Origin of the sequence: Metapseudomonas resinovorans DSM 21078 (genome assembly GCF_000423545.1) — a bacterium.
In the GTDB taxonomy this organism is placed as follows: Bacteria; Pseudomonadota; Gammaproteobacteria; order Pseudomonadales; family Pseudomonadaceae; genus Metapseudomonas; species Metapseudomonas resinovorans.
Genome location: NZ_AUIE01000001.1, coordinates 67,952 through 94,305 on the forward strand (window position 1 = coordinate 67,952; position 26,354 = coordinate 94,305).

A 26,354-nucleotide genomic window follows, 5' to 3' on the forward strand; every position below is an offset into this window, starting at 1 on the left:
GGTCGCTTGGTGTAAGGCCCCGCGTGGCCCGCACCAGACGGCGTCGTGATACTGCCCGGTGAGGGCAAAATGCCATTGTTTTTTTCAGGGCCAGCCCGCACCATTCGCGCCGTGTTCCATGGGGCCCCGATGGCCTCCTAGACGGGATGGTGGATGTTCCAAGGTTGCGTTCAGGCCTGGCGTGCGCGCAGGGGATGGCGGATGCCGGCCCTGGTCGCGGCGTTGCTGCCGATGCTACTGGTCGGCGCATTGCAGGCGGACTGGGATTTCACCCTGATCAGCCGGCGTGCCGAATCCCTCTACGGCCCCCTCGGTCCCGGCAAGCAGCGCATCGATGACTGGCAGGCCATGTTGGGGCGCCTGGCCGGTGTCGATGAGAGAAAACAGCTGGAAGAGGTGAACCGCTTCTTCAACGCCAAGCTGCGCTTTACCGATGACATCCGCCTCTGGGGCGAGACCGACTACTGGGCGACGCCCGTACAGGCCTTGCGCACCGGCGCTGGCGACTGCGAAGACTTCGCCATCGCCAAGTACTTCAGCCTGCGCCAGCTCGGTGTGCCCAGCGAGAAACTGCGCATCACCTACGTCAAGGCGCTGCGCCTGAACCAGGCGCACATGGTGCTGACCTATTACGCCTCGCCCGGCGCCATGCCGCTGGTGCTGGACAACCTGGTGGGCGTGATTCGCGCTGCCGATCAACGCACCGACCTGCTGCCGGTCTACGCCTTCAACGCCGAAGGCCTGTGGTTGGCCGGGAGCGGCGGTGGCAAGCAGGTGGGCGATGCCAAGCGCCTGTCCCGCTGGCAGGAATTGCTCAAAAAGATGAAGGCCGAAGGTTTCCCCGTGGAACCGGCCGGATAGGAGTCGAGATGTCTCTGTTCAAACAGCTGTTGATCGCCATCTGCCTGTTCCTGGTGGTCGCCTTCAGCGGCAGCTTCATGGTCGGCCTGGAGAGCTCGCGGGAGCAGTACGTCAACCAACTGCGCTCCCACGCGCAGGATGCGGCGACTGCCCTCGGCCTCTCGCTGACGCCGCATATCGACGATGCAGCGATGGTCGAGCTGATGGTCAGCTCCATTTTCGACAGCGGTTACTTCGCGAGCATCCGGGTAATCGACCTGCAGAGTGGCACGGTGCTGGTGGAGCGCACCGGTGTACCCGACGCGGCGGGTACCCAGATACCACAGTGGTTTGTCGAACTGATCGGCCTGCAATCGGCCGGCGGCGACGCCATCGTCAGCCGTGGCTGGCAGCAGGCGGCACGCGTGGAAGTGCAGAGTCATCCGCTATTCGCCCTGGCCCGACTCTGGCAGAGCGCGCTGGGCAGCCTCGGCTGGCTGCTGGCCTGTGGCCTGGCCAGCGCCGGCCTCGGGGCCTTCCTCCTGCGTCGCCAGCTCAAGCCGCTGGATTACATGGTCGAGCAGTCCCATGCCATTGCCCGCCGCGAATTCCTCAGCCTGCCGGAACTGCCGCGCACCCCGGAATTGCGCCGCGTCGTACAGGCAATGAACCAGATGGTGGAAAAGCTCAAGGCACTGTTCCAGGAGCAGGCCGAGCGCAGTGAACGACTGCGCGATGAGGCCTACCGCGACAGCCTGACCGGCCTGGCCAACCGCCGCCATTTCGAAATGCAGTTGCAGGCACGTTTGAGTGCCGACGACCAGGCCAGCACGGGGTACCTGCTGCTGCTACGGGTACATGATCTTGCTGGCCTCAATCAGCGCTTGGGCGGTCAGCGCACCGACCAGCTGTTGTTGGCGGTGGCCGAACTGTTGACTCAGGCTGCGGCGGGGCAGGGCGCCGGTCAATTGGTGGCGCGCAGCCGGGGTGGTGACTTTGCCCTGTTGATGCCCGGCCTGGTGGCCGAAGAAGCCGATCAACTGGCGCAACGCCTGGATGCCGGACTGGCCAATCTGGTGACCACAGGTGCCGCGGACACCTTGCCGGTGGCCCACATGGGCCTGGTGCCTTTCAGCCCGGGCGATGCGCTGGCGGATCTGCTGCGCCTGGCCGATGAGGCACTGGCCAAGGCGGAAAGCCAGACCGACCGGACATGGGCGACGCTGACCCAGGGCGAAGCGCCCAGCGTGGGCGATGAGCGCCATACCTGGCACCAGTTGCTGGATCAGGCCCTTGGCCAACGCCAGTTGCAGCTCTATTTCCAACCGGTGGTGGACAGTCGCGATCGCTCGCGGGTACTGCATTACAAGGTGCTGTCACGCCTGCGCGACGAGCGCGGCGAGAACATCCCGGCCGGTCGTTTCCTGCCCTGGCTGCAGCGCTTCGGCTGGATGGCGCGCCTCGACCTGCTGATGCTGGAGCTGGTGCTGCAGCAGATGGCCAGCCATGGTGAAACCCTGGCGCTCAACCTTTCCGGCGCGTTGCTGCGCGAACCCCAGGCGCTGGACAAAGCCTTCGAGCTATTGCGCAGGCACGCCCAGTTGGGGCCGCGTCTGGTGCTGGAGCTGGAGGAGGATCAACTGCCCGAGCAAGCGGTCCTGGAACGGCTCACTCGCCGCCTGCGCGAACTGGGTTTCAGTCTGAGCCTGCAGCACTTCGGTGGCCGCTTCAGCATGATCGGCAACCTGGCCCGTCTCGGCCTGGCCTACCTGAAGGTGGATGGCAGCTATATCCGTGCAATTGACCTGGAAGCCGACAAACGCCTGTTCATCGAGGCCATGCAACGTGCGGCCCACAGCATCGACCTGCCACTGATTGCCGAGCGAGTGGAAACCGAAGGGGAGCTGGAAGTGCTGCGGGGAATGGGGTTCCAGGGCGTACAGGGCCAACTGTTCGGCGCACCCGCCCCCTGGCGTTAGTGCCATCGGGGGAAGGTGATCGAGACCTCGGGGCTCAGATCAGCCCCGAGCCCGCGTCTTCCTCTTCGTCGACGATCAGCCGTGAAATCCCCCCAAGGGCTTCCCGCGCCTGATTCCGGCTGAGCAGCTTGGACTGTGCTGCCGGCGGCAGGTCGGTGATGCGGATCACGCCTTTGGCCATCAGCACAGTGATCAGGTCGTCGAGCACCCGGATCATGTCCAGGTCGCTCTGCTTCAGTTGCAGCAGGCTGCTTTGCATCGCCAGATTGGCGTACCAGGCCTGGATATCCTGGTCGTCGGCCGGCAGGCTGCCGGTCATCTCGTCGAACTCGGCCGCTTCGACGCGAACCAGCCTTCCTTCTTCGTCGCGCTGGATGTAGAGCATGGAGGTTCTCCCTGGAAGATTGCCGCAGGATGAAGGCAGAGCCTCCCTGCCCGCAACCACCGGGGTGATTGCGGGCAGGGACAGCCGTCAGCTGTGGTCGATCTTGATGGTCGGGTCGGCACCTGCGATCAACGAGTTGATCGACGCCCCGCTCAACTGGTTGGCTGCGCCTTCCAGGGTGATGGCCAGGTCGGCGTGGTTGGCCGCGACCTCGCTGTCGTTCAGGTGGCCTTCCTTACTGACCAGCAGGGTAGCGTGGCCGGTGCCGGTGCCGGTGCCGGTATCGACGATCAACTTGAGGAAGTTGTCGATGCTGGCAGTGGTTTCCCCTTGCAGCAGATCGCTCAGGTCCAGCTTGTCGCTCTCGCTGGTCTTGAAGTCCTGCACCACATCCAGGTCGGGGTCGCCTGCGGTACCTGCATCCCCGGCCTTCCAGACGAAGGTGTCGGCGCCCTCGCCGCCCCACAGGGTGTCGCTGCCCTTGCCTCCAGTGAGGGTGTCGTCGCCGACGCCGCCAATCAGGTTGTTAGCTCCGGCTGCGCCACCCAGGGCGGTGCCAGTAGAGCCCGCCTGGAGGGTGTTGTCCGAGTCGAAGGTGATCTGCAGGGGTTGGCTGGCCGTGCTGTCCTGGTCTCCGTCCGTTGCCTTGACGCCCAGCGTAATCCGCTGGTCGTAGGCTTCGGTCTGTCCGGTGAGAGAGTCGATGATCAGCTTGTACGAGGTGCCGGAGCCCGCACCGAATTTGATGGTGCTGAACTCGAACTGGCCACTGTTGAGCTTGCTGGCGTCAATCGTGAAGGTGGTTGTGCCACTGGACACGCCATTCAGCGTCCCGGCGCCAACGAGGGCTCCGGACGAGTTATAGGCCGACCAGGTGAGGGACTCGTTGTTGCCTAACTTGTCTGTGGTCAGTGTGACAGACGTCAAGTCAGTCGTCTGATTGGTGCTCTTGTCGATGAAAGTGAAGTTGAGCAGATCACCCGTATCGATCGATTGGCCGGTACCGACTCCGAAACTGTTGTTGCTGGTGTTCACGGTGTCAGCTACGCCGTTGGCCGTAGCCGAGGCTTGAAGCGAGAACCTGCTATTGGTGCCCAAGTCGTAGAGACCCGAATTTCCGCCCGAGAGATTGAAGTTGCTGAGTACCGAGGAGGGCGAGTCCAGATCGACGAAGTTGGTGACCTTGTATTGGCCACTGATTGGGTCTGCAGTAATCCTGAATACCTCGGTTCCATTGGCCGCCAAGGCGCTCACGGAATTGGTCCCGGTCACGTAATGCAGCTTGCTCCCCTGGTAAGTCAGATAGCTGGAAGTACTGATCTCGTTACCGCTTTTGTCCAGAGTGGTGCTGAGGATGTATCCGCTGCTGTCGACGGATACACCGGTGGTTGTGCTGAACTGAATCGATGCACCATTGGCGTCGGCGCCAATCGACAGATTGAGTTCACCAATGGCTGTGGCACTGGACGAGTCGAGAAGAATGCATTGCATCGGGGTCGCCATGACTGGCGCATCGTCTTCGACGTTGATCTGTAAGGTCCCGCTGGAGGAATTCACGCCGTCGCTGGCAGTCACCGCCACTGTAAAGCCACGCACATCCTCCGCATTCGCCACCGCATGATCCAGCTGGCCGAGCAATGTAACGGTATAGGCGCCCGAGCTGGTGATACTGATGGTCATGATTGTCTGGCCACCAGCTGTAGCGCTCAACGTAGACGTACCACTGCCGGACCACGCAAGGGGAATCCCATTCGAGGTCAGGGCAGTGGTTGGCGCCGTCAGCGTTACATTCAGGCTTGGCCCGTCGATGTCGCTGATAGCGAAGGTGCCGTTCGCGACCTGTGCATTGGTTGAGTCAGTCGGTGCCCCGGTAGTGTCCGGCGAGCCGCTGGTCAGCCCCTCTTCAGAGACGGTTGCGGTTCCGCTGGCGGTACCGAATACCGGTGCATCGTTGAACGGGTTGACGGTAATGGTGCCGGTTGCCGGGGTGGCATCCGCCAGGCCCTGGTTGTCGGTGGAGGCGTACTGGAAGGTGGTTGTGCCATTCCAGTTGGCGTTGGGTTTGAAGTAGATGGTCGCGCCATTGCTCGCCGCGTTGATGACGCTGCTGGTGCTGAGCGGGTCGGTGGCGGCGGCATCGCTGTAGAAGGTGCCGTTGGCCGGCAGCGAGGTCAGCTTGAAGCTGGCGACGGTGCCGTCGATATCCGAACCGCTGAGGTTGACGGCGATCACCGTGTCTTCATTACCGCTGCCAGTGGCTGCAATGGTTTCCGGCGCGTCGTTGGCCGGAGTTACGGTGATACTCAGCGTGCTGCTGCTACCGGTATTGGTGGTGTAGGTGACCTGCGGCACCGAGCCGTTCCAGTTGGCGACCGGGGTGAAGGTGTAATCACCGTTGCTGCCGAGGGTGAAGCTACCCACGTTGGCGATGGTTGCAGTCTGGCCGGCGGTGAAGCTGCCAGTGACGCCAGCCACGCTGAAGCTGGCAACGGTGAGCGTGTTATCCACATCGCTGTCGTTGCTCAGCACGTTGCCGGTGGCGGGGTTGTCCTCGGTGACAGTGTTGCTGTCGGCGACCAGGGCGGAGGCATCGTCCACCGGCGTGACGGTGATATTCAGCGTCGAGCTGCTGCCGGTGTTGGTGACGTAGGTTACCTGCGGCACCTCGCCGTTCCAGTTGGCCGCCGGAGTGAAGGTGTAGTTGCCATTGGCGGCGATGGTCAGGGTACCGACGCCGGCGATGACCGCGCTGGAACCGGCGGTGAAGCTGCCGGTGACGCCGGACACGCTGAAGCTGGCGACGCTGAGGGTGTTATCCACATCGCTGTCGTTGCTCAGCACGTTGCCGGTGGCGGGGTTGTCCTCGGCGACGGTGTTGGTGTCAGCGATCAGGACGGAGGCATCGTCTACCGGGGTGACGTTGCCGAAGCTCAGCTCGGCGGTGTCGGTGAGGTTGCCATCGGAAACGGTATAGATCGCCGTCGGTACCGGGCCGTTGTAGTTCGGCGCCGGAGTGAAGGTGAAGCTGCCGTTGGCATTGATCACCAGCGAGCCGACGCCATTGATAGTCGCGGTCTGGCCGGCCGCATAGGTGGTGCCGTCCACTTCGAACTGGGTGACGGTCAGGGTGTCGCCATCGATGTCGCTGTCATTGGTCAGGACATTGCCATTTACCGGGGTGTCTTCGGTGACCGCAATCGGGCCATCGTTGGTCGCCAGCGGCGCGTCGTTCACCGGGGTGACGCTGATATCCAGCGTGCTCTCGCTGCCGGTGTTGGTGACGTAGGTGACTTGCGGCACCTCGCCGTTCCAGTTGGCCACCGGGGTAAAGGTGTAGTTGCCATTGGCGGCGATGGCCAGGGTGCCGACGCCAGCGATGACGGCACTGGAGCCAGCGGTGAAGCTGCCAGTGATACCGGCCACGCTGAAGCTGGCGACGCTGAGGGTGTTATCCACATCTCTGTCGTTACCCAGCACGTTGCCGGTGGCCGGGTTGTCTTCGGTGACAGTGTTGGTGTCAGCGATCAGGACGGAGGCATCGTCTACCGGGGTGACGTTGCCGAAGCTCAGCTCGGCGGTATCGGTGGCGGTGCCGTCGGTGACGGTATAGGTCGCGGTGGGCACCGGGCCGTTGTAGTTCGGGGCCGGGGTGAAGGTAAAGCTGCCGTTGGCATTGATCACCAGTGTGCCGACGCCCGCGAGGGAGGCTGTCTGGCCGGCCGCATAGGTGGTGCCGTCCACTTCGAACTGAGTGACGGTCAGCGCGTCATTTTCCGGGTCGCTGTCGTTGGTCAGCACGTTACCGATGGCCGGAGTGTCTTCGGTGACCGCAATCGGGCCATCGTTGGTCGCCAGCGGCGCGTCGTTTACCGGGGTGACGCTGATATCCAGCGTACTCTCGCTGCCGGTGTTGGTGACGTAGGTTACCTGCGGCACCTCGCCGTTCCAGTTGGCCACCGGGGTGAAGGTGTAGTTGCCGTTGGTGGCGATGGTCAGGGTACCGACGCCAGCGATGACCGCGCTGGAACCTGCGGTGAAGCTGCCGGTGACGCCATTGATGCTGAAGCTGGCAACGCTGAGGGTGTTATCCACATCGCTGTCGTTGCCCAGCACGTTGCCGGTGGCGGGGTTGTCTTCGGTGACGGTGTTGGTGTCCGCGACCAGGACGGAGGCATCGTCCACCGGCGTGACAGTGATATCCAGCGTGCTCTCGCTGCCGGTGTTGGTGACGTAGGTGACTTCGGGCACCGCGCCATTCCAGTTGGCCGCCGGAGTGAAGGTGTAGTTGCCATTAGTGGCGATGGTCAGGGTGCCGACGCCGGCGATGACGGCGCTGGAACCGGCGCTGAAGCTGCCGGTGACGCCAGCCACGCTGAAGCTGGCAACGGTCAGGGTGTTATCCACATCGCTGTCGTTGCCCAGCACGTTGCCAGTGGCCGGATTGTCCTCGGCGACGGTGTTGCTGTCGGCGACCAGGGCGGAGGCATCGTCGACCGGAGTCACGGTGATATCCAGCGTCGAGCTGCTGCCGGTGTTGGTGACGTAGGTGACTTGCGGTACCGAACCGTTCCAGTTGGTGGCCGGGGTGAAGGTGTAGTTGCCATTGGCGGCGATGGTCAACGTGCCAACGCCAGCGATGACGGCACTGGAGCCTGCGGTGAAGCTGCCAGTGACGCCAGCCACGCTGAAGCTGGCGACGGTGAGGGTGTTATCCACATCGCTGTCGTTGCCGAGCACGTTGCCGGTGGCCGGGTTGTCTTCGGCGACGGTGTTGCTATCGGCGACCAGGACGGACGCATCGTCGACCGGAGTCACGGTGATATCCAGCGTCGAGCTGCTGCCGGTGTTGGCGACGTAGGTGACTTGCGGCACCTCACCGTTCCAGTTGGCCACCGGAGTGAAGGTGTAGTTGCCATTGGTTGCGATGGTCAGGGTACCGACGCCGGCGATGACCGCACTGGAACCTGCAGTGAAGCTGCCGGTGACGCCATTGATGCTGAAGCTGGCGACGCTGAGGGTGTTATCCACATCGCTGTCGTTGCCCAGCACGTTGCCGGTAGCGGGGTTGTCCTCGGTGACAGTGTTGCTGTCGGCGACCAGGGCGGACGCATCGTCCACCGGCGTGACGGTGATATCCAGCGTGGAGCTGCTGCCGGTATTGGTGACGTAGGTGACTTGCGGTACCGCGCCGTTCCAGTTGGCCACCGGAGTGAAGGTGTAGTTGCCATTGGCTGCGATGGTCAGGGTACCGACGCCGGCGATGACCGCGCTGGAACCGGCGGTGAAGCTGCCAGTGGCGCCAGCCACGCTGAAGCTGGCAACAGTCAGGGTGTTATCCACATCGCTGTCGTTGCCGAGCACGTTGCCGGTGGCGGGGTTGTCCTCGGCGACGGTGTTGGTGTCCGCGACCAGGACGGAGGCATCGTCGACCGGGGTGACGTTGCCGAAGCTCAGCTCGGCGGTGTCGGTGGCGGTACCGTCGCTGACGGTGTAGGTCGCTATCGGTACCGGACCGTTGTAGTTCGGCGCCGGAGTGAAGGTGAAGCTGCCGTTGGCATTGATCACCAGCGAGCCGATGCCAGTGATAGTCGCGGTCTGGCCGGCCGTGTAGGTGGTGCCGTCCACTTCGAACTGAGTGACGGTCAGGGTGTCGCCATCGATGTCGCTGTCATTGGTCAGGACATTGCCGATGGCTGGGGTGTCTTCGGTGACCGCAATCGGGCCATCGTTACTGGCCAGCGGTGCGTCGTTCACCGGGGTGACGGTGATGTTCAGCGTCGAGCTGCTGCCGGTGTTGGTGGTGTAGGTGACCTGCGGCACCTCACCGTTCCAGTTAGCGGCCGGGGTGAAGGTGTAATCACCGTTGCTGCCGAGGGTGAAGGTACCCACGTTGGTGATGGTGGCAGTCTGACCTGCGGTGAAGCTGCCGGTGACACCAGCCACGCTGAAGCTGGCAACGCTGAGGGTGTTATCCACATCGCCGTCGTTGCCCAGTACGTTGCCGGTGGCCGAGTTGTCCTCGGTGACGGTGTCGGTGTCAGGAGCCACCACCGACGCATCGTCCACCGGCGTGACGGTGATGTTCAGCGTGCTCTCGCTGCCGGTGTTGGTGACGTAGGTGACTTGCGGTACCGAACCGTTCCAGTTCTGCGCGGGGGTGAAGGTGTAATCACCGTTGCTGCCGAGGGTGAAGGTACCCACGTTGGTGATGGTGGCAGTCTGACCTGCGGTGAAGCTGCCAGTGACGCCCGCCACGCTGAAGCTGGCGACGCTGAGGGTGTTATCCACATCGCTGTCGTTGCCTAGCACGTTGCCAGTGGCCGGGTTGTCTTCTGCGACGGTGTTGCTGTCGGCGACCAGGGCGGAGGCATCGTCGACCGGAGTGACGTCAGCAAAGCTCAGCTCGGCGGTATCAGTCAGACTGCCGTCGCTGACGGTGTAGGTCGCGGTCGGTACCGGGCCGTTGTAGTTCAGCGCCGGGGTGAAGGTGAAGCTGCCGTTGGCATTGATCACCAGCGAGCCGACGCCATTGATGGTCGCGGTCTGGCCAGCCAGGTAACTGGTTCCGCCGAAGCTGAAACCGGTAACGGTCAGGGTATCGCCATCGGCGTCGTTGTCATTGGTCAGTACATTGCCGCTGGCGGGGGTGTTTTCGGCCACCGCAGTCGGGCCGTCATTGCTGGCGACCGGTGCATCATTGACCGGGCTGACGTTGCCGAAGCTCAGCTCGCCGGTATCGGTGGCCGAACCGTCGGTGACGGTATAGGTCGCAGTGGGTACCGGGCCGTTGTAGTTCGGGGCCGGAGTGAAGGTGAAGCTGCCGTTGGTGTTGATCACCAGGGTGCCAACGCCGGTGAGGTTGGCGGTCTGGCCGGCGGTGTAGGTCGTGCCGCCCACCGTGAACTGGGTGACCGTGAGGGTATCGCCTTCTACATCGCTGTCGTTGGTCAGCACGTTGCCGGTGGTCGGGGTGTCCTCGCTTACCGGGACCGGACCATCGTTACCCGCTTCGGGGGCATCGTTCATCGGGGTGACGCTGATGTCCAGCGTCGAGCTGCTGCCGGTGTTGGTGGTGTAGGTGACCTGCGGCACGTCACCGTTCCAGTTGGCTACCGGAGTAAAGGTGTAGTTGCCGTTGGCGGCGATGGTCAGGGTACCGATGCCTGCGATTACCGCGCTGGAACCTGCGGTGAAGGTGCCGGTGACGTCGGCCACGCTGAAGCTGGCAACGCTGAGGGTGTTATCCACATCGCTGTCGTTGCCGAGCACGTTGCCGGTGGCGGGGTTGTCCTCGGCGACGGTGTTGCTGTCAGCGACCAGAGCGGCCGCATCGTCCACCGAGGTGACATCGGCGAAGTTCAGTTCGGCGGTATCGGTCGTGGTGCCGTCGCTGACGGTGTAGGTCGCGGTCGGTACTGGGCCGCTGTAGTTCGGCGCCGGGGTGAAGGTGTAGCTGCCGTTGGCGTTGATCACTAGGGTGCCAACGCCGGTGAGGTTGGCGGTCTGGCCGGCGGTGTAGGTCGTGCCGCCCACCGTGAACTGGGTGACGGTGAGGGTATCGCCGTCGGAGTCGCTGTCGTTGGTCAGCACGTTTCCGGTGGCGGGCGTGTCCTCGGTGACCGCAGTCGGGCCATCGTTGGCTGCAACGGGGGCGTCGTTTACCGGATTCACGCCAATGGTGACGACGATCGTGTCGGTGCCGCCTTTGCCGTCATCGACGATGACCGTGAAGTTGTCGGTGCCGTTGAAGTTCGGGTTGGGCGTGTAGGTGTAGGAGCCATCCGGGTTGATCGCCACGGTGCCGTTGCGCGGGGCGTCGCCAGGCGCATAGGTGAGCGGGTCGCCATCGGGGTCGGTGGCCCCCAGCTGTCCTGTGATCGGGGTGTCTTCGTCAGTGGAGATGCTGGCGTCCTGGCCTTGCGGGGACGCGTTAGGGCTATCCGGCACATCAGGGATGGGCTGCTGGCTATCGTTCGACGGGAGCGTGGCATCTACGGTCGGAGTGCCGTCCTCTTCGACCAGCGCTGCGCCGGCCAGTGGCTCGGTTCCAGTGGGGAAACCAATGGTTGGGTCGACGCGGTCACCCGTCGCATCCAGCATCACGAAACTATGGCCGCCACCGGCGGCACCACCACCAGCGCCACCCGCGCTCGGGCCGGCCGCAGTGGCTTCGAGTTCCCTGGTCGGGTCGACACCCGCCTCGATGGCCTTCTGCAGTTGTGCAACGTCATCGGCGGGCGTCTGCGTGGCCGGCTGGGGCGCCTGGGCTCCAGTGCTGGCGTCCGTATCGGATTCGCTCCACTGGCTATCGCGGCCGAGGTCGACGGTGCGGCCATCGGTGAGTTCGAGCGTCACCATGCCTTCGAGGCCGGTTTGCAACTGATCGCCCTTGAAGAGTCTGTCGCCTTCGATGAGCAGGCGCTGGATACCCTCGGGCGACATGGCAAATACCTGGCCGACAATGCTTTTGACGATCGCAACGACACTGCTCATGGGGTGACTCTCCTGGAGTGGCTCTCAGCTGGCTTGTCGTCGCTGGGGGTCGTTCCGTCGACGACCAAGCGCAGGACTGACATTCCCTTTCTATAGTTAAGGCGTGGCGTAAAGGTGGCGCCAATAAATTGGCTTATTACGATTGGCTATTGGGAATATGCCAAAGTATTGACCAATTGACTCTCATCCTAAACAATCGAATGCATGCTGTCACTTTGATATTCATCGCTCGTCCCGTGCCGTAAAGTGTGACTCGTATCACGACGTCCCAGCCTCGAAAAAAGGCCGCTTCCGGTGAAGTTTCCGGACCTCCAATTCAACGAAAAGGATGCCAAGAACATGCGTCTGCGCTTCTCCGCCGTTCTCCCGTTTGCCCTGGCTGTCAGCCTGCCCGCCCACGCTCAGAGCCTCTCCGAGGCAATGCAACGTGCCATGGATGCCCATCCGGAGGTCCAGGCTGGGGTGAACAGCCGTCTGTCGGCCGACAAACAGCTTCAGGCTGCCAAAGGGGGGTATCTGCCTTCGGTGGACCTGCTGGGGGGATATGGCCGTGAGGGCACTGACAACACCACCACTCGCGCCACCGGCGACGACCACTGGAAGACCATGACCCGTGGTGAGTCCAGCCTGCGTCTGCAACAGATGGTGTTCGATGGCTTCGCCACCAAGAACGAGGTCGGCCGCCAGCAGGCCACTGTCAACTCCCGCGCGTACTCGTTGCTCGGTACTTCCGAGCGCACCGCGCTGGACGTGGCCCAGGTCTATATCGACGTGCTGCGCCGCCAGGAGATGGTGCGCCTGGCCCAGGAAAACCTGCGCAGCCACGAACGCATCTTCGACCAGATCACCCTGCGCAGTGAGCGTGGGGTAGGGCGCCTGGCCGACCAGGACCAGGCAGAAGCTCGCCTGGCCCAGGCCCGCAACAACCTGATCACCGAACAGACCAACCTGAGTGACGCTCGCACCAATTTCTACAGCGTCGTGGGCGTGGATCCGGTGGAACTCAGCGAGCCGGCTGGCCTGCCAGGGCAATTGCCGGAGTCCCTGGAGTCGGCTCGCCAGACCCTGCTTGCCAACAGCCCGATCCTGCGCTCCGCGGAGTCCGATGTCGCCGCTGCCGAGAAGCAGTATGACGCCGCCAAGTCCTTCTTCTATCCGCGCTTCGATGCCGAATTGTCCCGTGGGGCGGACAATGACCTGGACGGCGAGAACGGCCACGTCAACGAATGGCAGGCAATGTTGCGCATGCGTTACAACCTGTTCGCCGGTGGCAGCAACAAGGCTGACCTGGAGTCCAAGGCCTACCAGATCAACGAAGCGCTGGACATCCGCAACAACGCCCTGCGTGTGCTGAACGAGGAACTGGGCCTGTCCTGGAACGCCCTGAATAACGCCCGAGAGCAGGTGCCGATTGCCCAGCAGTACGTTGACTACAGCACCCGCGTGCGTGCGTCCTACCAACAGCAATTCAGCATCGGCGAACGTACCTTGCTCGACCTGCTGGACAGCGAGAACGAACTCTTCACTGCCTCGCGTCGCTTGGTGGATCTGCGTTACACCGAGCTGTTTACTCAGTACCGCATCAAGGCGACCATAGGCGAGTTGCTGAAGAGCCAGGGAGTGGTGGCACCGATGGCAACGGTCGTACAGACCGAACTGAAGCCACAGGCAACCCTTCCCGGCTTGAACTGAATCCCTGGATCCCACCTGCACCGCCAGGGCGAAGCGCCTGCTTCGCCCTGGCGGTGAGTCCGGCTCCAGGCAGAGTCTTTCGTAGAACCCAGAGCAGAGTGCCCAGGCGTGGATCCAGAAGTCAGCCCGATTCAACTCAATACCGATCCCCGTGGGCAGCATGACGATCCGTTGCTGGATTCGCTGCTATCCCTTTGCGTCCTGCACCGCAAACCCGCCAACCGGGCCATGCTCACCAGTGGCCTGCCGCTGCCTAAACAGCGCCTGACTGCCGAACTGCTGCCCCGCGCCGCGGCCCGTGCCGGTCTGCAGGGGCGCCTCCTGCAGCGTCGCCTGGAGCAGATCCCGAAGATCGCCATGCCCGCGCTGCTGCTGCTCAAGGAAGGCCGTTGCGCGGTGATGCTCGGCTGGAGCGACGATGGAACTGCTCGCCTGCTGCTCAGCGAGAGCGATGGCGGCGAGGTGAAGGTTTCCCGCGAGTTGCTGCAGGAGGACTACAGCGGCCAGGTGTTCTTCGCCCAACCCCAGCACAAGTACGACCTCAACCAGGGCAGCCTGATTCCGCGCACCCAGTCCTGGTTCCGCGACACCCTGAAGCGCTCGCGCTGGCTCTACATCGATGCCGTCGCCGCGAGCCTGCTGATCAACCTGATCGGCCTCGGCGCGCCGCTTTTCGTGATGAACGTGTACGACCGCGTAGTGCCCAACCAGGCCGCCGCGACCCTCTGGGTGCTGGCCATCGGTATTTCTGGCGCCTACTTCTTCGACCTGCTGCTCAAGACCATGCGCGGCCTGTGCCTTGACCTGGCTGGCAAGAAGACCGACCTGATCATCTCCGCCACCTTGTTCGAGCGCATCGTCGGCATGGCGATGAAGTACCGCCCGATGCGGGTCGGCAGCTTTGCCCAGAACATCCATGAGTTCCAGACGCTACGGGACTTCCTGGCCTCGCTGACCCTGACCAGCGTCATCGACCTGCCGTTCACCCTGTTGATCCTACTGGTGATCGGCCTGCTGGGCGGACATCTGGTATGGATTCCGATCCTTGCCTTCCCGCTGGCCATGGGCATCAGCTGGTTGTTGCAGAAGCCGCTGGTGGCAACCATGGACCGCACCATGGCGCTGGCCGCCGAACGTCAGTCGAGCCTGATCGAAACCCTCGCCGGTCTCGATGCGGTGAAGGTCAACAACGCCGAGAGCGACCGCCAGTACCTCTGGGAGCAGACCATCGGCACCCTTGGCCGCCTCGAGCTGCGGGTGAAGATGCTCTCCAGCCTGGCGATGAACCTGACGCTGATGATCCAGCAACTGGCCGGTGTGGTGATGATCGTCGCCGGGGTGTACCTGATCATGGACGGGGACCTCAGCATGGGCGGGCTGATCGCCTGCTACATGCTCAACGGCCGAGCCCTTGGGCCGCTGACCCAACTCTCTGGCCTGCTCACGCGCTATCAGCAGGCGCGCCTGACCATGATTTCCGTGGACCAGATGATGGACCTGCCCCAGGAGCGCCAGGAGGGCGAGCAACCCCTGGTCCGTTCCAAGCTGCAGGGCAGCCTTGAGCTGCGGCAGATCAGCTTCACCTACCCGCATCAGCAGATCCCGGCCCTGAGCGATGTCAACCTGATCATCCGCCCGGGCGAGAAGATCGGCATCATCGGCCGCAGCGGTTCGGGCAAGAGCTCCCTGGCCAAGCTGATCGTCGGGCTCTACCAGGCTGACTCCGGCAGTCTGCTGGTGGACGGCACCGATATCCGCCAGCTGGACGTCAGCGAGCTGCGCCACAACGTCGGCTACGTCCCTCAGGATATCCAGTTGTTCAGCGGTACCCTGCGCGACAACCTGATGTCTGGCGCCCGCTATGTGGAAGACGAATTGGTATTGCAGGCGGCGGAGCTGTCCGGCGTGCACGAATTCGCCCGGATGCATCCGCAGGGCTATGAGCTGCAGGTCGGGGAGCGCGGGCAGAACCTCTCCGGCGGCCAGCGGCAGAACGTTGCCCTGGCGCGCGCCTTGCTGCTCGACCCGCCGATCCTGCTGCTCGACGAACCCACCAGTTCGATGGACAACCCTGGCGAGGAGCGCCTCAAGGAACGCCTCGCCTCGGTGATCGCCAACAAGACCCTGTTGCTGGTCACTCACCGCGCCTCGATGCTTTCGCTGGTGGATCGTCTGTTGATCATCGACCGTGGCCGGGTCATTGCCGACGGCCCGAAGGAAGCGGTCATGGAAGCGCTGAAGAAGGGGCAGATCAGTGTCGCATAAGGGCTTCGGCGCGCTGCGCCAGTACTTCAAGGGCGGTGACTCGCTGTCCGACCAACCGCTGCCGGAGGTCAACAAGGCCCTGGTGGAAGATGCACCGCGCGTCGTGCGGCTGACCATCTGGACCCTCATCGGCTTCACCCTGTTCATGGCGCTCTGGGCGCACTTTGCCCAGGTGGATGAAGTCACCCGTGGCGAAGGCAAGGCGATTCCCTCCTCGAAGTTGCAGAAGGTGCAGAACCTGGAAGGCGGCATCGTGTCCGAGCTCTTCATCCACGAGGGCCAGGTGGTGGAAGTGGGTGATCCGTTGCTGCGTCTGGACCCGACCCGTTTCGAATCGAACGTCGGCGAGACCGAGGCTGACCGCAACGCCATGCAGCTGCGGGTCGAGCGCCTGAGCGCCGAGGTTGACGACCGCCCGCTGGAAATCTCCGAAGCGCTTCGCAACGTCGCCCCCGAGCAGGCGGGCAGCGAGGACGCCCTGTACCGCAGCCGGCAGCAGCAGCTCCAGGAAGAGGTGGCCGGCCTCGAGGAACAACTGGTGCAGCGCCGCCAGGAACTGCAGGAGTTCATCTCCAAACAAGGCCAATACCGCAACAGCCTGCAACTGCTGCGTCAGGAGATCGCCATCTCCGAGCCCCTGGTGGCCCAGGGTGCGATCTCCAAGGTGGAAGTGCTGCGCCTGCGCCGTGCCGAAGTGGAGAACCGAGGCGAGCTGGAAGCCACTAGCCTGGCCATTCCCCGCGCCGAGTCAGCGATCAAGGAAGCCGAGCGCAAGATCGCCGAGACCCGCTCGCGCTTTCGCAGCGAGGCGCTGGCCCAGTTGAACGAGGCGCGTACCGAGCTGAACAAGGCCAACGCCACCGGCAAGGCCCTGGAGGACCGGGTCAAGCGCACCCTGGTCACCTCGCCGGTGCGGGGAATCGTCAAGCAGTTGCTGGTCAACACTATCGGTGGCGTAATCCAGCCGGGCAGCGACCTGGTGGAGATCGTGCCGCTGGACGACACGCTGCTGGTAGAAGCACGCATCCGGCCGCAGGACATTGCCTTCCTGCACCCCGGACAACGCGCCATGGTCAAGTTCACCGCCTATGACTTCACCATCTATGGCGGGCTGACCGCCGATCTGGAGCAGATCGGCGCGGACACCATTACGGACGAAGACGGCAACAGCTTCTACCTGATCAAGTTACGCACCCAGAAGAGCCACCTGGGTAGCGACCAGAACCCGCTGCTGATCATTCCCGGCATGGTTGCTTCGGTGGATATCATGACCGGCAAGAAGAGCATCCTGAGCTACCTGCTCAAGCCTATCGTCCGCGCCAGGGCTGAGGCTCTGCGCGAGCGCTGATCGAGCCAAGGGTGGATAGTGCGCTTCTATCCACCGCCTACGGGTTCCCGCCCAGCGCCTCCTGACCTCACTCCGTGAACAGCTTCTGCACCACCGAGAAATCCTTCTTGCCCTTGCCCTGCTTGAGCAGCAGGCGATAGAGCTGCAGCGCCAGGGCGCCCATGGGGGTGCTGGAGAGGCTGTGCTGCGCGGTCTCCTGGGCCAGGCCCAGATCCTTGGTCATCAACTCGGCCATGAAACCGCCGTCGTAGTCCCTGCTCGCCGGCGCGTTGGGCATCACGCCCGGCCAGGGGTTGTAGCGTTCCAGCACCCAGTTGCCGCCCGAGCTCTGGCGCATGATCTCGGCGAGGATGGCCGGGTCGAGGCCGTTGGCCACGCCCAGGGCCATGGACTCGGCGGTGCCGATCATCTGCACCGCCAGCAACTGGTTGTTGCACACCTTGGCCACCTGGCCGGCGCCGTCAGGGCCGGCGTGGAAGATGTTCTTGCCCATGGCCTCGAAGACCGGCCGTGCCTTTTCCAGTGCCGCCGCTTCGCCGCCCACCATGAAGGTCAGGGTGCCCGCCGCCGCACCGGCCGTGCCGCCCGATACCGGCGCATCCAGTAGCTCGATGCCGCGCGCCTTGGCCGCCGCATGCACCTTGCGCGCGGATTCGGGGGCGATGGTCGAGCATTCCAGCAGCAGGCTGCTGGGGGCGATGGACGCCAGCAGGCCGCCGTCTCCGAGCAGCAAGCCTTCCACGTGTTTGCTGGCCGGCAGCATGGTGATCACCACCTGGGTACCGCTGACTGCGTCCCGCGCGTCCCGTGCCGGCTTGGCGCCTTCGGCCGCCAGTTCGTCGATGGCGGCTTGCACCAGGTCGTAAACCCGGAGGTCATGGCCGGCCTTGAGCAGGTTGCGGGCCATGGGCAGGCCCATGTGGCCCAGTCCGATAAAGGCGATCTTGCTCATCGTGGTTCTCCTTGTCCGGTGCTGCGCGGTAGCGATCAGCGTCTCAGAGATCGTCCAGCGGGTGCCGGCCTTCCCACACCGGCTCGAAATGGGCATCGATCACCGCACGGGGAATGGCCGCCACATCTGGCCAGTGCCAACGCGGCGCGTTGTCCTTGTCGATCAGCCGTGCGCGCACGCCTTCGGGAAACTCCGGGTGGCGGCAGCAGTTCAGGCTCATGGCGTATTCCATGCGGAAGACGTCGGCGAGCGACAGGTGCTTCGCCCGGCGGATCTGTTCCCAGACCAGGTGGGCGGTGAGCGGGCAACCTGCGGCCAGTGTCTTGGCGGCGCGCGCCAGCGGTACGTCGCTATCGTGTTGCAGGGCGGTCATGGCTTTCCAGGCCGCCGGCAGGTCAGCTACATCCAGCAGCTCGTCGATGCGTTTGCGCCGCGGCAGCCACTGGGCTTCCGGCAATTGACTGCGCGATTCGTGCTCCAGCGCCTTGAGCAGGCTGTTGAGCTGGGCGTCGGGCTGGTCTTGCCAGTTGAGCTGGACCAGGCCGGCGAGCAGGGCATCCTGCTGGTCTTCCAGGAGGAATCGGTCGGCCAGGTCGAGATCCAGCGCGTCGTGGGCGTTGATGGTGCCGGCCCCCAGGCCCAGGAACAGGCCGAGCTTGCCGGGCAGGCGGGTGAGGAACCAGCTGCCGCCCACGTCGGGATAGAGGCCGATGTTGATTTCCGGCATCCCCAGGCGGCTGGACGGAGTGACGATACGGATCGAGGCACCCTGCATCAGGCCCATGCCACCGCCCAGCACATGGCCATGGGCCCAGCAGATCAGCGGTTTGGGGTAGGTGTGGATGCGGTGGTCGAGGCGATATTCGTCGGAGAAGAAGCGACCCGCGAGCGGCGGCACCACGCCAGGCTGCTCGCGGCAGGCGTCCACCAGCTTGCGCACGTCGCCGCCGGCGCAGAAGGCCTTGGGACCATTGCCGCGCAGCAGCACACAGACGATTTCCGGGTCTTCGGCCCAGGCGCGCAGCTTGGCGTCCAGGGCCTCGATCATCGGCAGGGACAGGGCGTTGAGGCTGGCCTCGGCGTCCAGGCTGGCGATGCCGATACGGGCACCGTGCAGGCCGCTGCGTTCTTCGAAACTCACATTCATAGTCGTTCTCGTCCAGCGTTCGGTCATTTGTTGCGCCAGTGCGCGTCGCGTTTTTCCAGGAAGGCGTTGACGCCTTCGCGGGTGTCGTCGGCGTCGAACAGGTCGACGAAGCGCTCACGCTCTTCCGGCAGCCAGCCATTCGGCCCACGCTCGCGTGCGCCCTGGATCAACGGTTTGATGGTGCGTACGGCAACCGGGCTTTGCCGCGCCACCTTGGACGCCAGCAGCAGGGCAGTGCCACGGGCTTCGCCGCTGTCCACCACCTGTTCCACCAGGCCAATGCGCAGGGCGGTTTCCGCATCCACGCGCTCGCCGCACAGGATCATGCGCTTGGCCCAACCTTCGCCCACCAGCCAGGGCAGGGCCTGAGTGCCACCGGCGCAGGGCAGCAGGCCCACGGCGGCTTCTGGCAGGGCCATCTGCGCCTGGCGCTCGGCGATGCGGATATCGCAGGCCAGGGCGCATTCCAGGCCGCCACCCATGGCGTAGCCGTTGATCGCGGCGATGGACACGCCACGGAAGTCGCGCAGGGCCTCGAACGCCTCGCCGAAGCGCCGGGCCATCTCACGGGCGCGGGCCTTGTCGCCATCGGCGAAGAGATTGAGGTCGGCCCCGGCGCTGAAGAACTTCTGCCCCTGGCCGGTCACCACCAGGGCATAGATGTCGTCGTCGCGGTTGAGGTGCTCGATCAGTTGCTTGAGGCCGATCAGCGACTCGCGGTCCCAGGTGTTGGCCGGCGGGTGGTTGATGGTGATCAGCGCAGTGTGGCCATGCTTCTCCACCGTCAGCTTGTGGGTCAGGTCGAAGATTCCGGGCTGATAGGGTTCTACGGCAGTGCTCATGTGCATCTCCTTACAACAGACGGTCAAGGGTTCCGCCCTGTTCCAGTAAACGGCGCGCCACGATGACGCGCATGATTTCATTGGTGCCTTCGAGGATCTGGTGCACCCGGGTATCGCGCACCCAGCGCTCCAGAGGATAGTCGTTCAGGTAGCCGTAGCCGCCATGCAGCTGCAGGGCTTCGTTGCACAGCGCGAAGCACTGGTCGGTGGCAAAGCGCTTGGCCATGGCGCAGTAGAGGCTGGCCTCCGCGTGATGCTGGTCCAGGCGGTGGGCGGCCAGGCGCACCATCTGCCGGCTGGCGGTGAGTGCCGTGAGCATGTCGGCGAGCTTGAACTGCAAGGCCTGGAAGTCGGCCAATGGCTTGCCGAACTGCTTGCGTTCCTCCACGTAGCGCAGGCTCTGTTCCAGGGCCGCCTGGGCGGCGCCAAGGGAACAGCTGGCAATGTTCAGGCGGCCGCCGTCCAGGCCCTTCATGGCGTAGACGAAGCCTTCGCCTTCTGGGCCAATGCGATTGCCCGCCGGGATTCGCACCCCCTCGAACGTGATGGTGCGGGTCGGCTGGGCACGCCAGCCCATCTTGTCTTCGTTGCGGCCGTAGCGGATGCCTTCGGCATCGGCGGGCACCAGGAAGCAGGAGATGCCCTTGGCACCGTCCTGCCCGGTACGCGCCATGACGATCAGCACCTGGGTGCTGCCGGCGCCGGAGATGAAGCATTTGCTGCCGTCCAGCACGTAGTGGTCGCCGTCGCGGCGGGCGCGGGTACGCAGGTGGGCGGCATCGGACCCGGCATCCGGTTCGGTCAGGCAGTAGGAGGCCAGCAGCTCGCCGCTGATCAACCCGGGCAGCCAGTGTGCCTTCAGCTCGCTATCGCCGAAGGTGGCGAGCATCCAGGCGGCCATGTTGTGGATGGTCAGGTAGGCGGTGGTGGCCACGCAGCCGGCGGCCAGTTGCTCGAAAATCAGCGCGGCCGACAGCCGGGAAAGGCCCAGGCCTCCATCGTCTTCGCTGATGTACAGCCCCAGGTAGCCCTGTTCGGCGGCCCGGCGGATCACCTCCAGCGGGAAGTGATGGTCGCGGTCCCACTCCGCTGCGTGAGGGGTGAGTTCGTGGCTGGCAAAGGCGCGGGCGCTGTCCACCAGCAGGCGTTGTTCTTCGGTGAGGTCGAAATCCATATGTCGTCTGCCTGTACTCGGTTCCGTGGCGATGCTGCGCACCGCTTGGCGAATGAACTCGCCCCTACTTCAGGTGGATGGTCATGTTCGGGCCGGTGACCGGTGTGTCATCGAACCAGCGCGTGGTGACCGTCTTGGTCTCGGTGTAGAAGCGCACCGCCTGCTTGCCGTAGGCGTGCAGGTCGCCATAGAACGAACCCTTCCAACCGGTGAAGGAGAAGAAGGGCAGGGGCACCGGAATAGGGACGTTGATCCCCACCTGACCGACCTCGATCGCGTGCTGGAAGTGCCGCGCGGCGCCACCGGAGCGGGTGAACAGACTGGTGCCGTTGCCGTAGGGGTTGGCGTTGACCAGGGCGATGGCCTCTTCCAGGGTGTCTGCCTCCATGCACAGCAACACCGGGCCGAAGATCTCCTCACGGTAGAGGCCCATCTTCGGCGTCACGCCGCGGAACAGCGTGGGGCCCAGCCAGTTGCCGTTCGGGTAGCCCGGCACCTGGCATTGAGAGCCGTCCAGCAGGCATTCGGCGCCTTCGGCCTTACCCTCGGCGATCAGCCGCAGCACGCGCTGACGGGCCTGTTGGCTGATCAACGGGCCGAAGGCCGAATGGGCATCTTTCCAGTGACCAGGGCGCAGCTCGGCCATCTGCGCAGCCAGTTCGGGAATCCACTGGCGCGCCTCTCCCACGAAGATCGCCACGCTGATGGCCATGCAGCGCTGGCCGGCGGCGCCGCAACTGGCGCCGACCAGGTTGCTCAGCACCTGGTCCTTGTGGGCGTCGGGCAGCACCACCATGTGGTTCTTGGCGCCGGCAAAGGCCTGTACCCGTTTCAGGTGGGCGGTGCCTGTGCGGTAGATGTGCTGGCCTACCGGCACCGAGCCGACGAAGGAGATGGCACGTACGTCGGGATGGGTGAGCAGCGCGTCCACTTGCTCGCGGCCACCGTGGATAACCTGCAGCACGCCCTTGGGCGCACCGGCTTCGATGAATAGCTCGGCGAGGCGGTTGGGAGTCAGCGGGTCTTGCTCGGACGGCTTGAGGACGAAGCTGTTGCCGCAGGCGATGGCCAGCGGAAACATCCACAGCGGGATCATCGCCGGGAAGTTGAACGGGGTGATGCCGACGCATACGCCCAGCGGCTGTACCCAACTGGCCGTGTCGATTTCGCGGGCGACGTTCTCCACCGTCTCGCCCATCATCAGGCTGGCCACGTTGGCGGCGTGTTCGGCCACTTCGATTCCGCGCCAGACGTCGCCCTTGGCATCGGCGAAGGTCTTGCCGGTTTCACTGGCCAGCAGTTCGGCCAGTTCGTCGTGATGCTCCTTGAGCAGTTGCTGGTAGCGCAGCATCAGCCGGGCGCGCTCCGGCACCGGGACTTCGCGCCAGCTCTGGAAGGCACTCTTGGCGCTGGCGACAGCGGCCTCGATCTCCTCGGCAGTGGCCTTCGGCGCAAGGGCCAGGACCTCCTGGGTTGCCGGGTCAGTGACTTCGATCAGCTCGCGGGCGCGGCTTTCGCGCCATTCACCGTCGATCAGTTGTGGGAGTGTCTTGGCCATCTGGTCCTCCACCCGTAAGACGGGACCTTGTCGTTTCTTGCTTTTATAGCGGCCGCCGATCCAGTTGTGGATTGACGATCTTGGTTGCGGGATGGACGATCTTGGTATTGCAGGCCACTACAAGAACGAACATGAGCCGCTCCGTCGAGACATCCAACTGGCCCCTGCCGGCCAACGGCGTGCGCTTCACCACGCCGCCCCGGTTGCGCCGTCTGCTGGCCCGTCATCCGTTGACTTCCGCTTGTTATCCACTGGCCCTGGGCTACTACCCGGAGGCCTTGGGGCACCGTATGGAGCGCCTGGAACCGGAAGACAGCCTGCTGATCTACTGCCGTTCCGGGCAGGGTTGGCTGGAAAGCGGGGATGGACGATTCGAGGTGGCAGGGGGTGACCTGCTGCTGTTGCCCAAGGGCCGTGCCCATGCCTATGGCTCGGACGCCCTGCGCCCCTGGAGCATCTACTGGGTGCATTTCGAAGGCGAGCTGGTGGAGGACTACCTGCGTCCGTTGGGCCAGTCGGTCATGCGTCGGATCGGCGTGCAACCGAGGCTGCTGGCGGACCTGGATGGCCTGCTGGGACTGCGCAAGCAAGGCTTGAACCTGCCGCATTTCGTCCATGCCGCCCATCAATTGCAGACCCTGCTGACCTCCCTGGCAGTACTGCCGGTGCGGGGCTATCTCAAGTCCGGCCGGGTGCTGGACGTGGACGCGGTGCAGGCGGTGATGCGTGCCCATCTTCACGACAGCCTCAACCTCGACCAGTTGGCGGCGCAGTTCAAGCTGTCGCGCTTCCACTTCGCCAAGACCTACCGTGCCCTGACCGGCCATGCGCCGATCCAGGATTTCATTCAACTGAAAATGGCACATGCCTGCCGCCTTCTCGACGAAGGCGATCAGGGGGTGAAGCAGATCGCCGAGCAGTTGGGTTACGAAGACGTCTACTACTTCTCGCGGCTGTTCCGGAAGGTGGTGGGGATGGCGCCCAGTCATTACCGGGCCTTGCACCAGGGGTGATTGGGTGGGGCAGAGCCCGGTGAGGAAGAACTCATTGGCCGAGCAGCCGAAGGGCTGCCTCCCGAGCTGCTGTAAACCCACCGCTCCTGACCCTCCGGTTCATATCTTTCCGGAGGGGGAGGCGCTGTGAACAAGCCCGTCAGTCGGTCTCCACCGCTCGCCCACCCAGCAATTTCATCCACAACGCCACGACTTCCGCCAGTTCGGCGCGTAGCACCTGCGGTGCCGGTAGCTCCATGCGCTGGTAGGCGGGCAGCCGGGCCAGGCGGTCGTCGTCGCGGGGTTCTTCCAGTAATTGGCTGGCGACCTGCACCACGTCCGCCAGATCCACCGGGCCCTTGTGCTGGCGGCACCAGTCGCGGCGCAGGCGGGCGCAGTCCTGCATGTTGCCGGGCAGTTTCCAAGCGCTTAGCAACAGCACGCCCAGTTCGGCGGAGAGTTGTTCACAGAGACGCTGCAGGTCGACTTCCAGGCGTGACACTTGCGGCCATTGGTGCAGTTCCTTCAGCAGCGGCAGGCTGCCGACGTCCTGCAGCAGGCCGGCCAACAGGGCGTCTTCTGCCTCCAGGTGGGGCAGGTGTTGCGCCAGGCCGGCACTGAGGGCCGCACGTTGCAGGCTGAGACGCCAGCGCTTGTTGAAGACTTTTTCCAGGCTCGGTTCGCTGCCCTCGTACAGCTGCCGCAGTTCGAAGGCCAGCACCAGGTTGGCCAGGCGCCTGCCGTCCAGTTGCCTGACTACGTCCGTCAGTTGCGCGCCGGGGTGGATGTGGCCGAGCAGAGGCAGGCTGGCGAATTCATTCAGGCGTTCGGCCAGCACGGGACAGGCCTCCAGAAGGGCGCTGGCTTGTTCGTGGGTGGCCGCGTCCGCCGTCTGCAGCTGGCGCAAGCGCAGGGAGGCCTCCGGCATCGGCGGCAGTGCACCGACGTCCTTGAGAAAGCGCTCGTAGAGCGCGAGTTTCACGTTGTCGTGACGGTTGTCCATGTGGGATTGCTCCTGGCGTCCTTGATTGACAAGGGTAGTGGGCATTTCTTAGGGTGCCCGACCATCGGGCGGGAAGCGCCCCGGCAACCGCCACGGAACAGATAACGCGATGACTGAAAGCGACGACCGGATCAAGCTCGAAGCGAGCTGGAAAGAAGCCCTGCGGGATGAGTTCGACAAGCCCTACATGCAGGCCCTGAGTGAGTTCCTGCGCCAGGAGAAGGCCGCGGGTAAGGTGATCTTCCCGCCGGGACCGCTGATCTTCAATGCACTGAACTCCACGCCGCTGGAGCGGGTGAAGGTGGTGATCATCGGCCAGGACCCCTACCACGGCCCGGGCCAGGCCCACGGCTTGTGCTTCTCGGTGCAGCCGGGCGTGCCGGCACCGCCGTCCCTGCAGAACATCTACAAGGAGCTCAAGCGCGACCTGAACATCGAGATTCCGTCCCATGGCTACCTGCAGTCCTGGGCCGATCAGGGCGTGCTGATGCTCAACACCTCCCTCACTGTCGAACAGGCCCGCGCCGGTTCCCACGCCGCTGCCGGCTGGCAGCCTTTCACCGACAAGGTGATCGAAGTGGTCAGCCAGAGTCGTCCGCGCCTAGTGTTCCTGCTCTGGGGTTCCCACGCGCAAGGCAAGGAGCGCCTGATCGACCCTACCAAGCATCTGATCCTGAAGTCGGCGCATCCGTCGCCGCTGTCGGCGTACCGGGGCTTCCTCGGCAACGGCCATTTCAGCCGCTGCAACAAGTTCCTGGCCCAGCATGGGCTGGAGCCGATCGAGTGGAGCCTGCCCGCGCTCTGAGCGGTCAGCGCGGGTAGCAGGCCAGGCCGCGCAGGTCGCTGGCCAGGTCGGCCAGGCGATTGTCCAGGTGCCGGCGCTGGTCCGTCTCGGCCTGGTTGAACAGGTCGGCAAGCAGGCTGGCGAAGGTCTGGAGCTGCTGGGCCTCGAAAGTCCGGAACGCAGCGGTCCCGTGGGTTTTCGGGGACTGCAGCAGGCTGGTCAACTGCGCCGCGAAGTCGGGATTGTGGCGCGCGTACAAGGTGCGGCGCAGGGCCAATTGCCAGGCCTGGCGATTCTCCATCCAGATCCGGTTGTACTCGCCCTGGGCTTTCGACCACTCGGCGATTCTCGCCCGCTGGCGGGCTGTGGCCCGGCCCATCCAGTCCTCAACCCGCTTCACCATGCGCTGGGTGCGTTGGTCCACCTGCTTGGTCATGGATGGCGCCAGGTACTCGTCGTGCAGCGCCTCGTTCTTCTCGTCCATGGCGACATAGAGCTCACCCACTTGCCCGGGGCTCAGGTTCTCGGTCAGCCCGATCACCGTTGGCGTGATTTCAACGGAAATGCGCTTCACCGAGCCCTGCACGTTGTCGATCCAGCCTTGCACTGTGGCTGGCTCCAGATGCGGTTGTTTTGTCTGGAGGCGGACGCTTTCCAGCCAGTCGACATAGATCGGTAGTTGCGTACGGCAATGCCATGCCAGGTGCTGTTGCAGGTGAGAGTCCAACCATTGCTCCTGTCGGTCGTCGAGCGTGACGTAGCTCTTGACCCACAAGGGAATGATCAGGTCGAGGTTGCGGTAGGCCAGGTCGAGACGGCTGCAGGAGGCCAGCAGCAGGGCGGTAGCGAACAGCAGGAGACGAAGCGGTGCGATGCGTCCGGACATGGCGGTCAGCCTTG

The 26,354-nt window shown here is 64.2% G+C and carries 16 protein-coding genes; 7 read left to right on the forward strand and 9 right to left on the reverse strand.

The features are described 5' to 3' along the window. Nucleotides 1-201: 201 nt before the first annotated feature. Together lapG and lapD are read left to right on the forward strand one after the other, a co-directional pair. Nucleotides 202-861, forward strand: a complete 660-nt coding sequence (gene lapG, locus G559_RS0100300) for a cysteine protease LapG (RefSeq protein ID WP_081667863.1) — start codon at nucleotides 202-204, stop codon at nucleotides 859-861. 8 nt (nucleotides 862-869) lie between these two features. After that, nucleotides 870-2,819, forward strand: coding sequence for a cyclic di-GMP receptor LapD (gene lapD / locus G559_RS0100305; RefSeq protein ID WP_028626320.1), 1,950 nt, complete (start codon nucleotides 870-872; stop codon nucleotides 2,817-2,819). A gap of 34 nt (nucleotides 2,820-2,853) precedes the next feature. Here lapD and G559_RS0100310 read toward each other — a convergent pair whose 3' ends face one another. Further along, entirely contained in the window at nucleotides 2,854-3,204 is a 351-nt protein-coding gene (locus G559_RS0100310; RefSeq protein WP_028626321.1) for a hypothetical protein, read from the reverse strand. Between the two features lie 87 nt (nucleotides 3,205-3,291). Continuing rightward, entirely contained in the window at nucleotides 3,292-11,697 is an 8,406-nt protein-coding gene (locus G559_RS0100315) for a retention module-containing protein (protein WP_028626322.1), read from the reverse strand. Between the two features lie 339 nt (nucleotides 11,698-12,036). Between G559_RS0100315 and G559_RS0100320 the strand changes: the two genes are divergently transcribed. From G559_RS0100320 to G559_RS0100330, 3 genes are all read left to right on the forward strand, one after another. Further along, a complete protein-coding gene (locus tag G559_RS0100320) occupies nucleotides 12,037-13,389 on the forward strand; it encodes a TolC family outer membrane protein (RefSeq protein ID WP_028626323.1) in 1,353 nt (450 codons plus the stop codon). Between the two features lie 108 nt (nucleotides 13,390-13,497). Then, nucleotides 13,498-15,654, forward strand: a complete 2,157-nt coding sequence (locus G559_RS0100325; RefSeq protein WP_028626324.1) for a type I secretion system permease/ATPase — start codon at nucleotides 13,498-13,500, stop codon at nucleotides 15,652-15,654. Continuing rightward, a complete protein-coding gene (locus G559_RS0100330; RefSeq protein ID WP_028626325.1) occupies nucleotides 15,644-17,002 on the forward strand; it encodes an HlyD family type I secretion periplasmic adaptor subunit in 1,359 nt (452 codons plus the stop codon). Before G559_RS0100325 ends, G559_RS0100330 begins: the two co-directional genes overlap by 11 nt. Before the next feature lie 67 nt (nucleotides 17,003-17,069). Here the strand turns inward: G559_RS0100330 and mmsB are convergent, their stop codons facing one another. The 5 genes from mmsB to G559_RS0100355 all read right to left on the reverse strand — a co-directional run bounded on the left by mmsB (nucleotide 17,070) and on the right by G559_RS0100355 (nucleotide 22,675). Further along, nucleotides 17,070-17,954, reverse strand: a complete 885-nt coding sequence (gene mmsB / locus G559_RS0100335; RefSeq protein ID WP_028626326.1) for a 3-hydroxyisobutyrate dehydrogenase — start codon at nucleotides 17,952-17,954, stop codon at nucleotides 17,070-17,072. Between the two features lie 43 nt (nucleotides 17,955-17,997). Continuing rightward, nucleotides 17,998-19,101 carry an enoyl-CoA hydratase/isomerase family protein gene (locus tag G559_RS0100340; protein ID WP_028626327.1) on the reverse strand — a complete coding sequence of 368 codons (1,104 nt, stop codon included), beginning with the start codon at nucleotides 19,099-19,101 and terminating at the stop codon, nucleotides 17,998-18,000. A gap of 23 nt (nucleotides 19,102-19,124) precedes the next feature. Further along, the gene (locus tag G559_RS0100345; RefSeq protein ID WP_028626328.1) at nucleotides 19,125-19,943 is read right to left on the reverse strand and encodes an enoyl-CoA hydratase; all 819 of its coding nucleotides are present in this window, start codon (nucleotides 19,941-19,943) and stop codon (nucleotides 19,125-19,127) included. 10 nt (nucleotides 19,944-19,953) lie between these two features. Beyond that, complete coding sequence (locus tag G559_RS0100350) at nucleotides 19,954-21,117, reverse strand: isobutyryl-CoA dehydrogenase (protein WP_028626329.1); 1,164 nt, start codon at nucleotides 21,115-21,117, stop codon at nucleotides 19,954-19,956. A 64-nt stretch (nucleotides 21,118-21,181) separates the two neighbouring features. After that, entirely contained in the window at nucleotides 21,182-22,675 is a 1,494-nt protein-coding gene (locus tag G559_RS0100355; RefSeq protein ID WP_028626330.1) for a CoA-acylating methylmalonate-semialdehyde dehydrogenase, read from the reverse strand. 131 nt (nucleotides 22,676-22,806) lie between these two features. Here G559_RS0100355 and G559_RS0100365 point away from each other — a divergent pair, with 131 nt between their 5' ends. Beyond that, nucleotides 22,807-23,688: an AraC family transcriptional regulator gene (locus tag G559_RS0100365; RefSeq protein ID WP_028626331.1), complete on the forward strand. Its 882-nt coding sequence runs from the start codon at nucleotides 22,807-22,809 to the stop codon at nucleotides 23,686-23,688. 139 nt (nucleotides 23,689-23,827) lie between these two features. Here G559_RS0100365 and G559_RS0100370 read toward each other — a convergent pair whose 3' ends face one another. Next, a complete protein-coding gene (locus G559_RS0100370; protein ID WP_028626332.1) occupies nucleotides 23,828-24,670 on the reverse strand; it encodes an HDOD domain-containing protein in 843 nt (280 codons plus the stop codon). A 109-nt stretch (nucleotides 24,671-24,779) separates the two neighbouring features. Between G559_RS0100370 and ung the strand changes: the two genes are divergently transcribed. Beyond that, the gene (gene ung / locus G559_RS0100375) at nucleotides 24,780-25,475 is read left to right on the forward strand and encodes a uracil-DNA glycosylase (protein WP_028626333.1); all 696 of its coding nucleotides are present in this window, start codon (nucleotides 24,780-24,782) and stop codon (nucleotides 25,473-25,475) included. A 4-nt stretch (nucleotides 25,476-25,479) separates the two neighbouring features. Here the strand turns inward: ung and G559_RS0100380 are convergent, their stop codons facing one another. Beyond that, nucleotides 25,480-26,340: a DUF6279 family lipoprotein gene (locus G559_RS0100380; protein WP_036996678.1), complete on the reverse strand. Its 861-nt coding sequence runs from the start codon at nucleotides 26,338-26,340 to the stop codon at nucleotides 25,480-25,482. Between the last annotated feature and the right edge of the window lie 14 nt (nucleotides 26,341-26,354).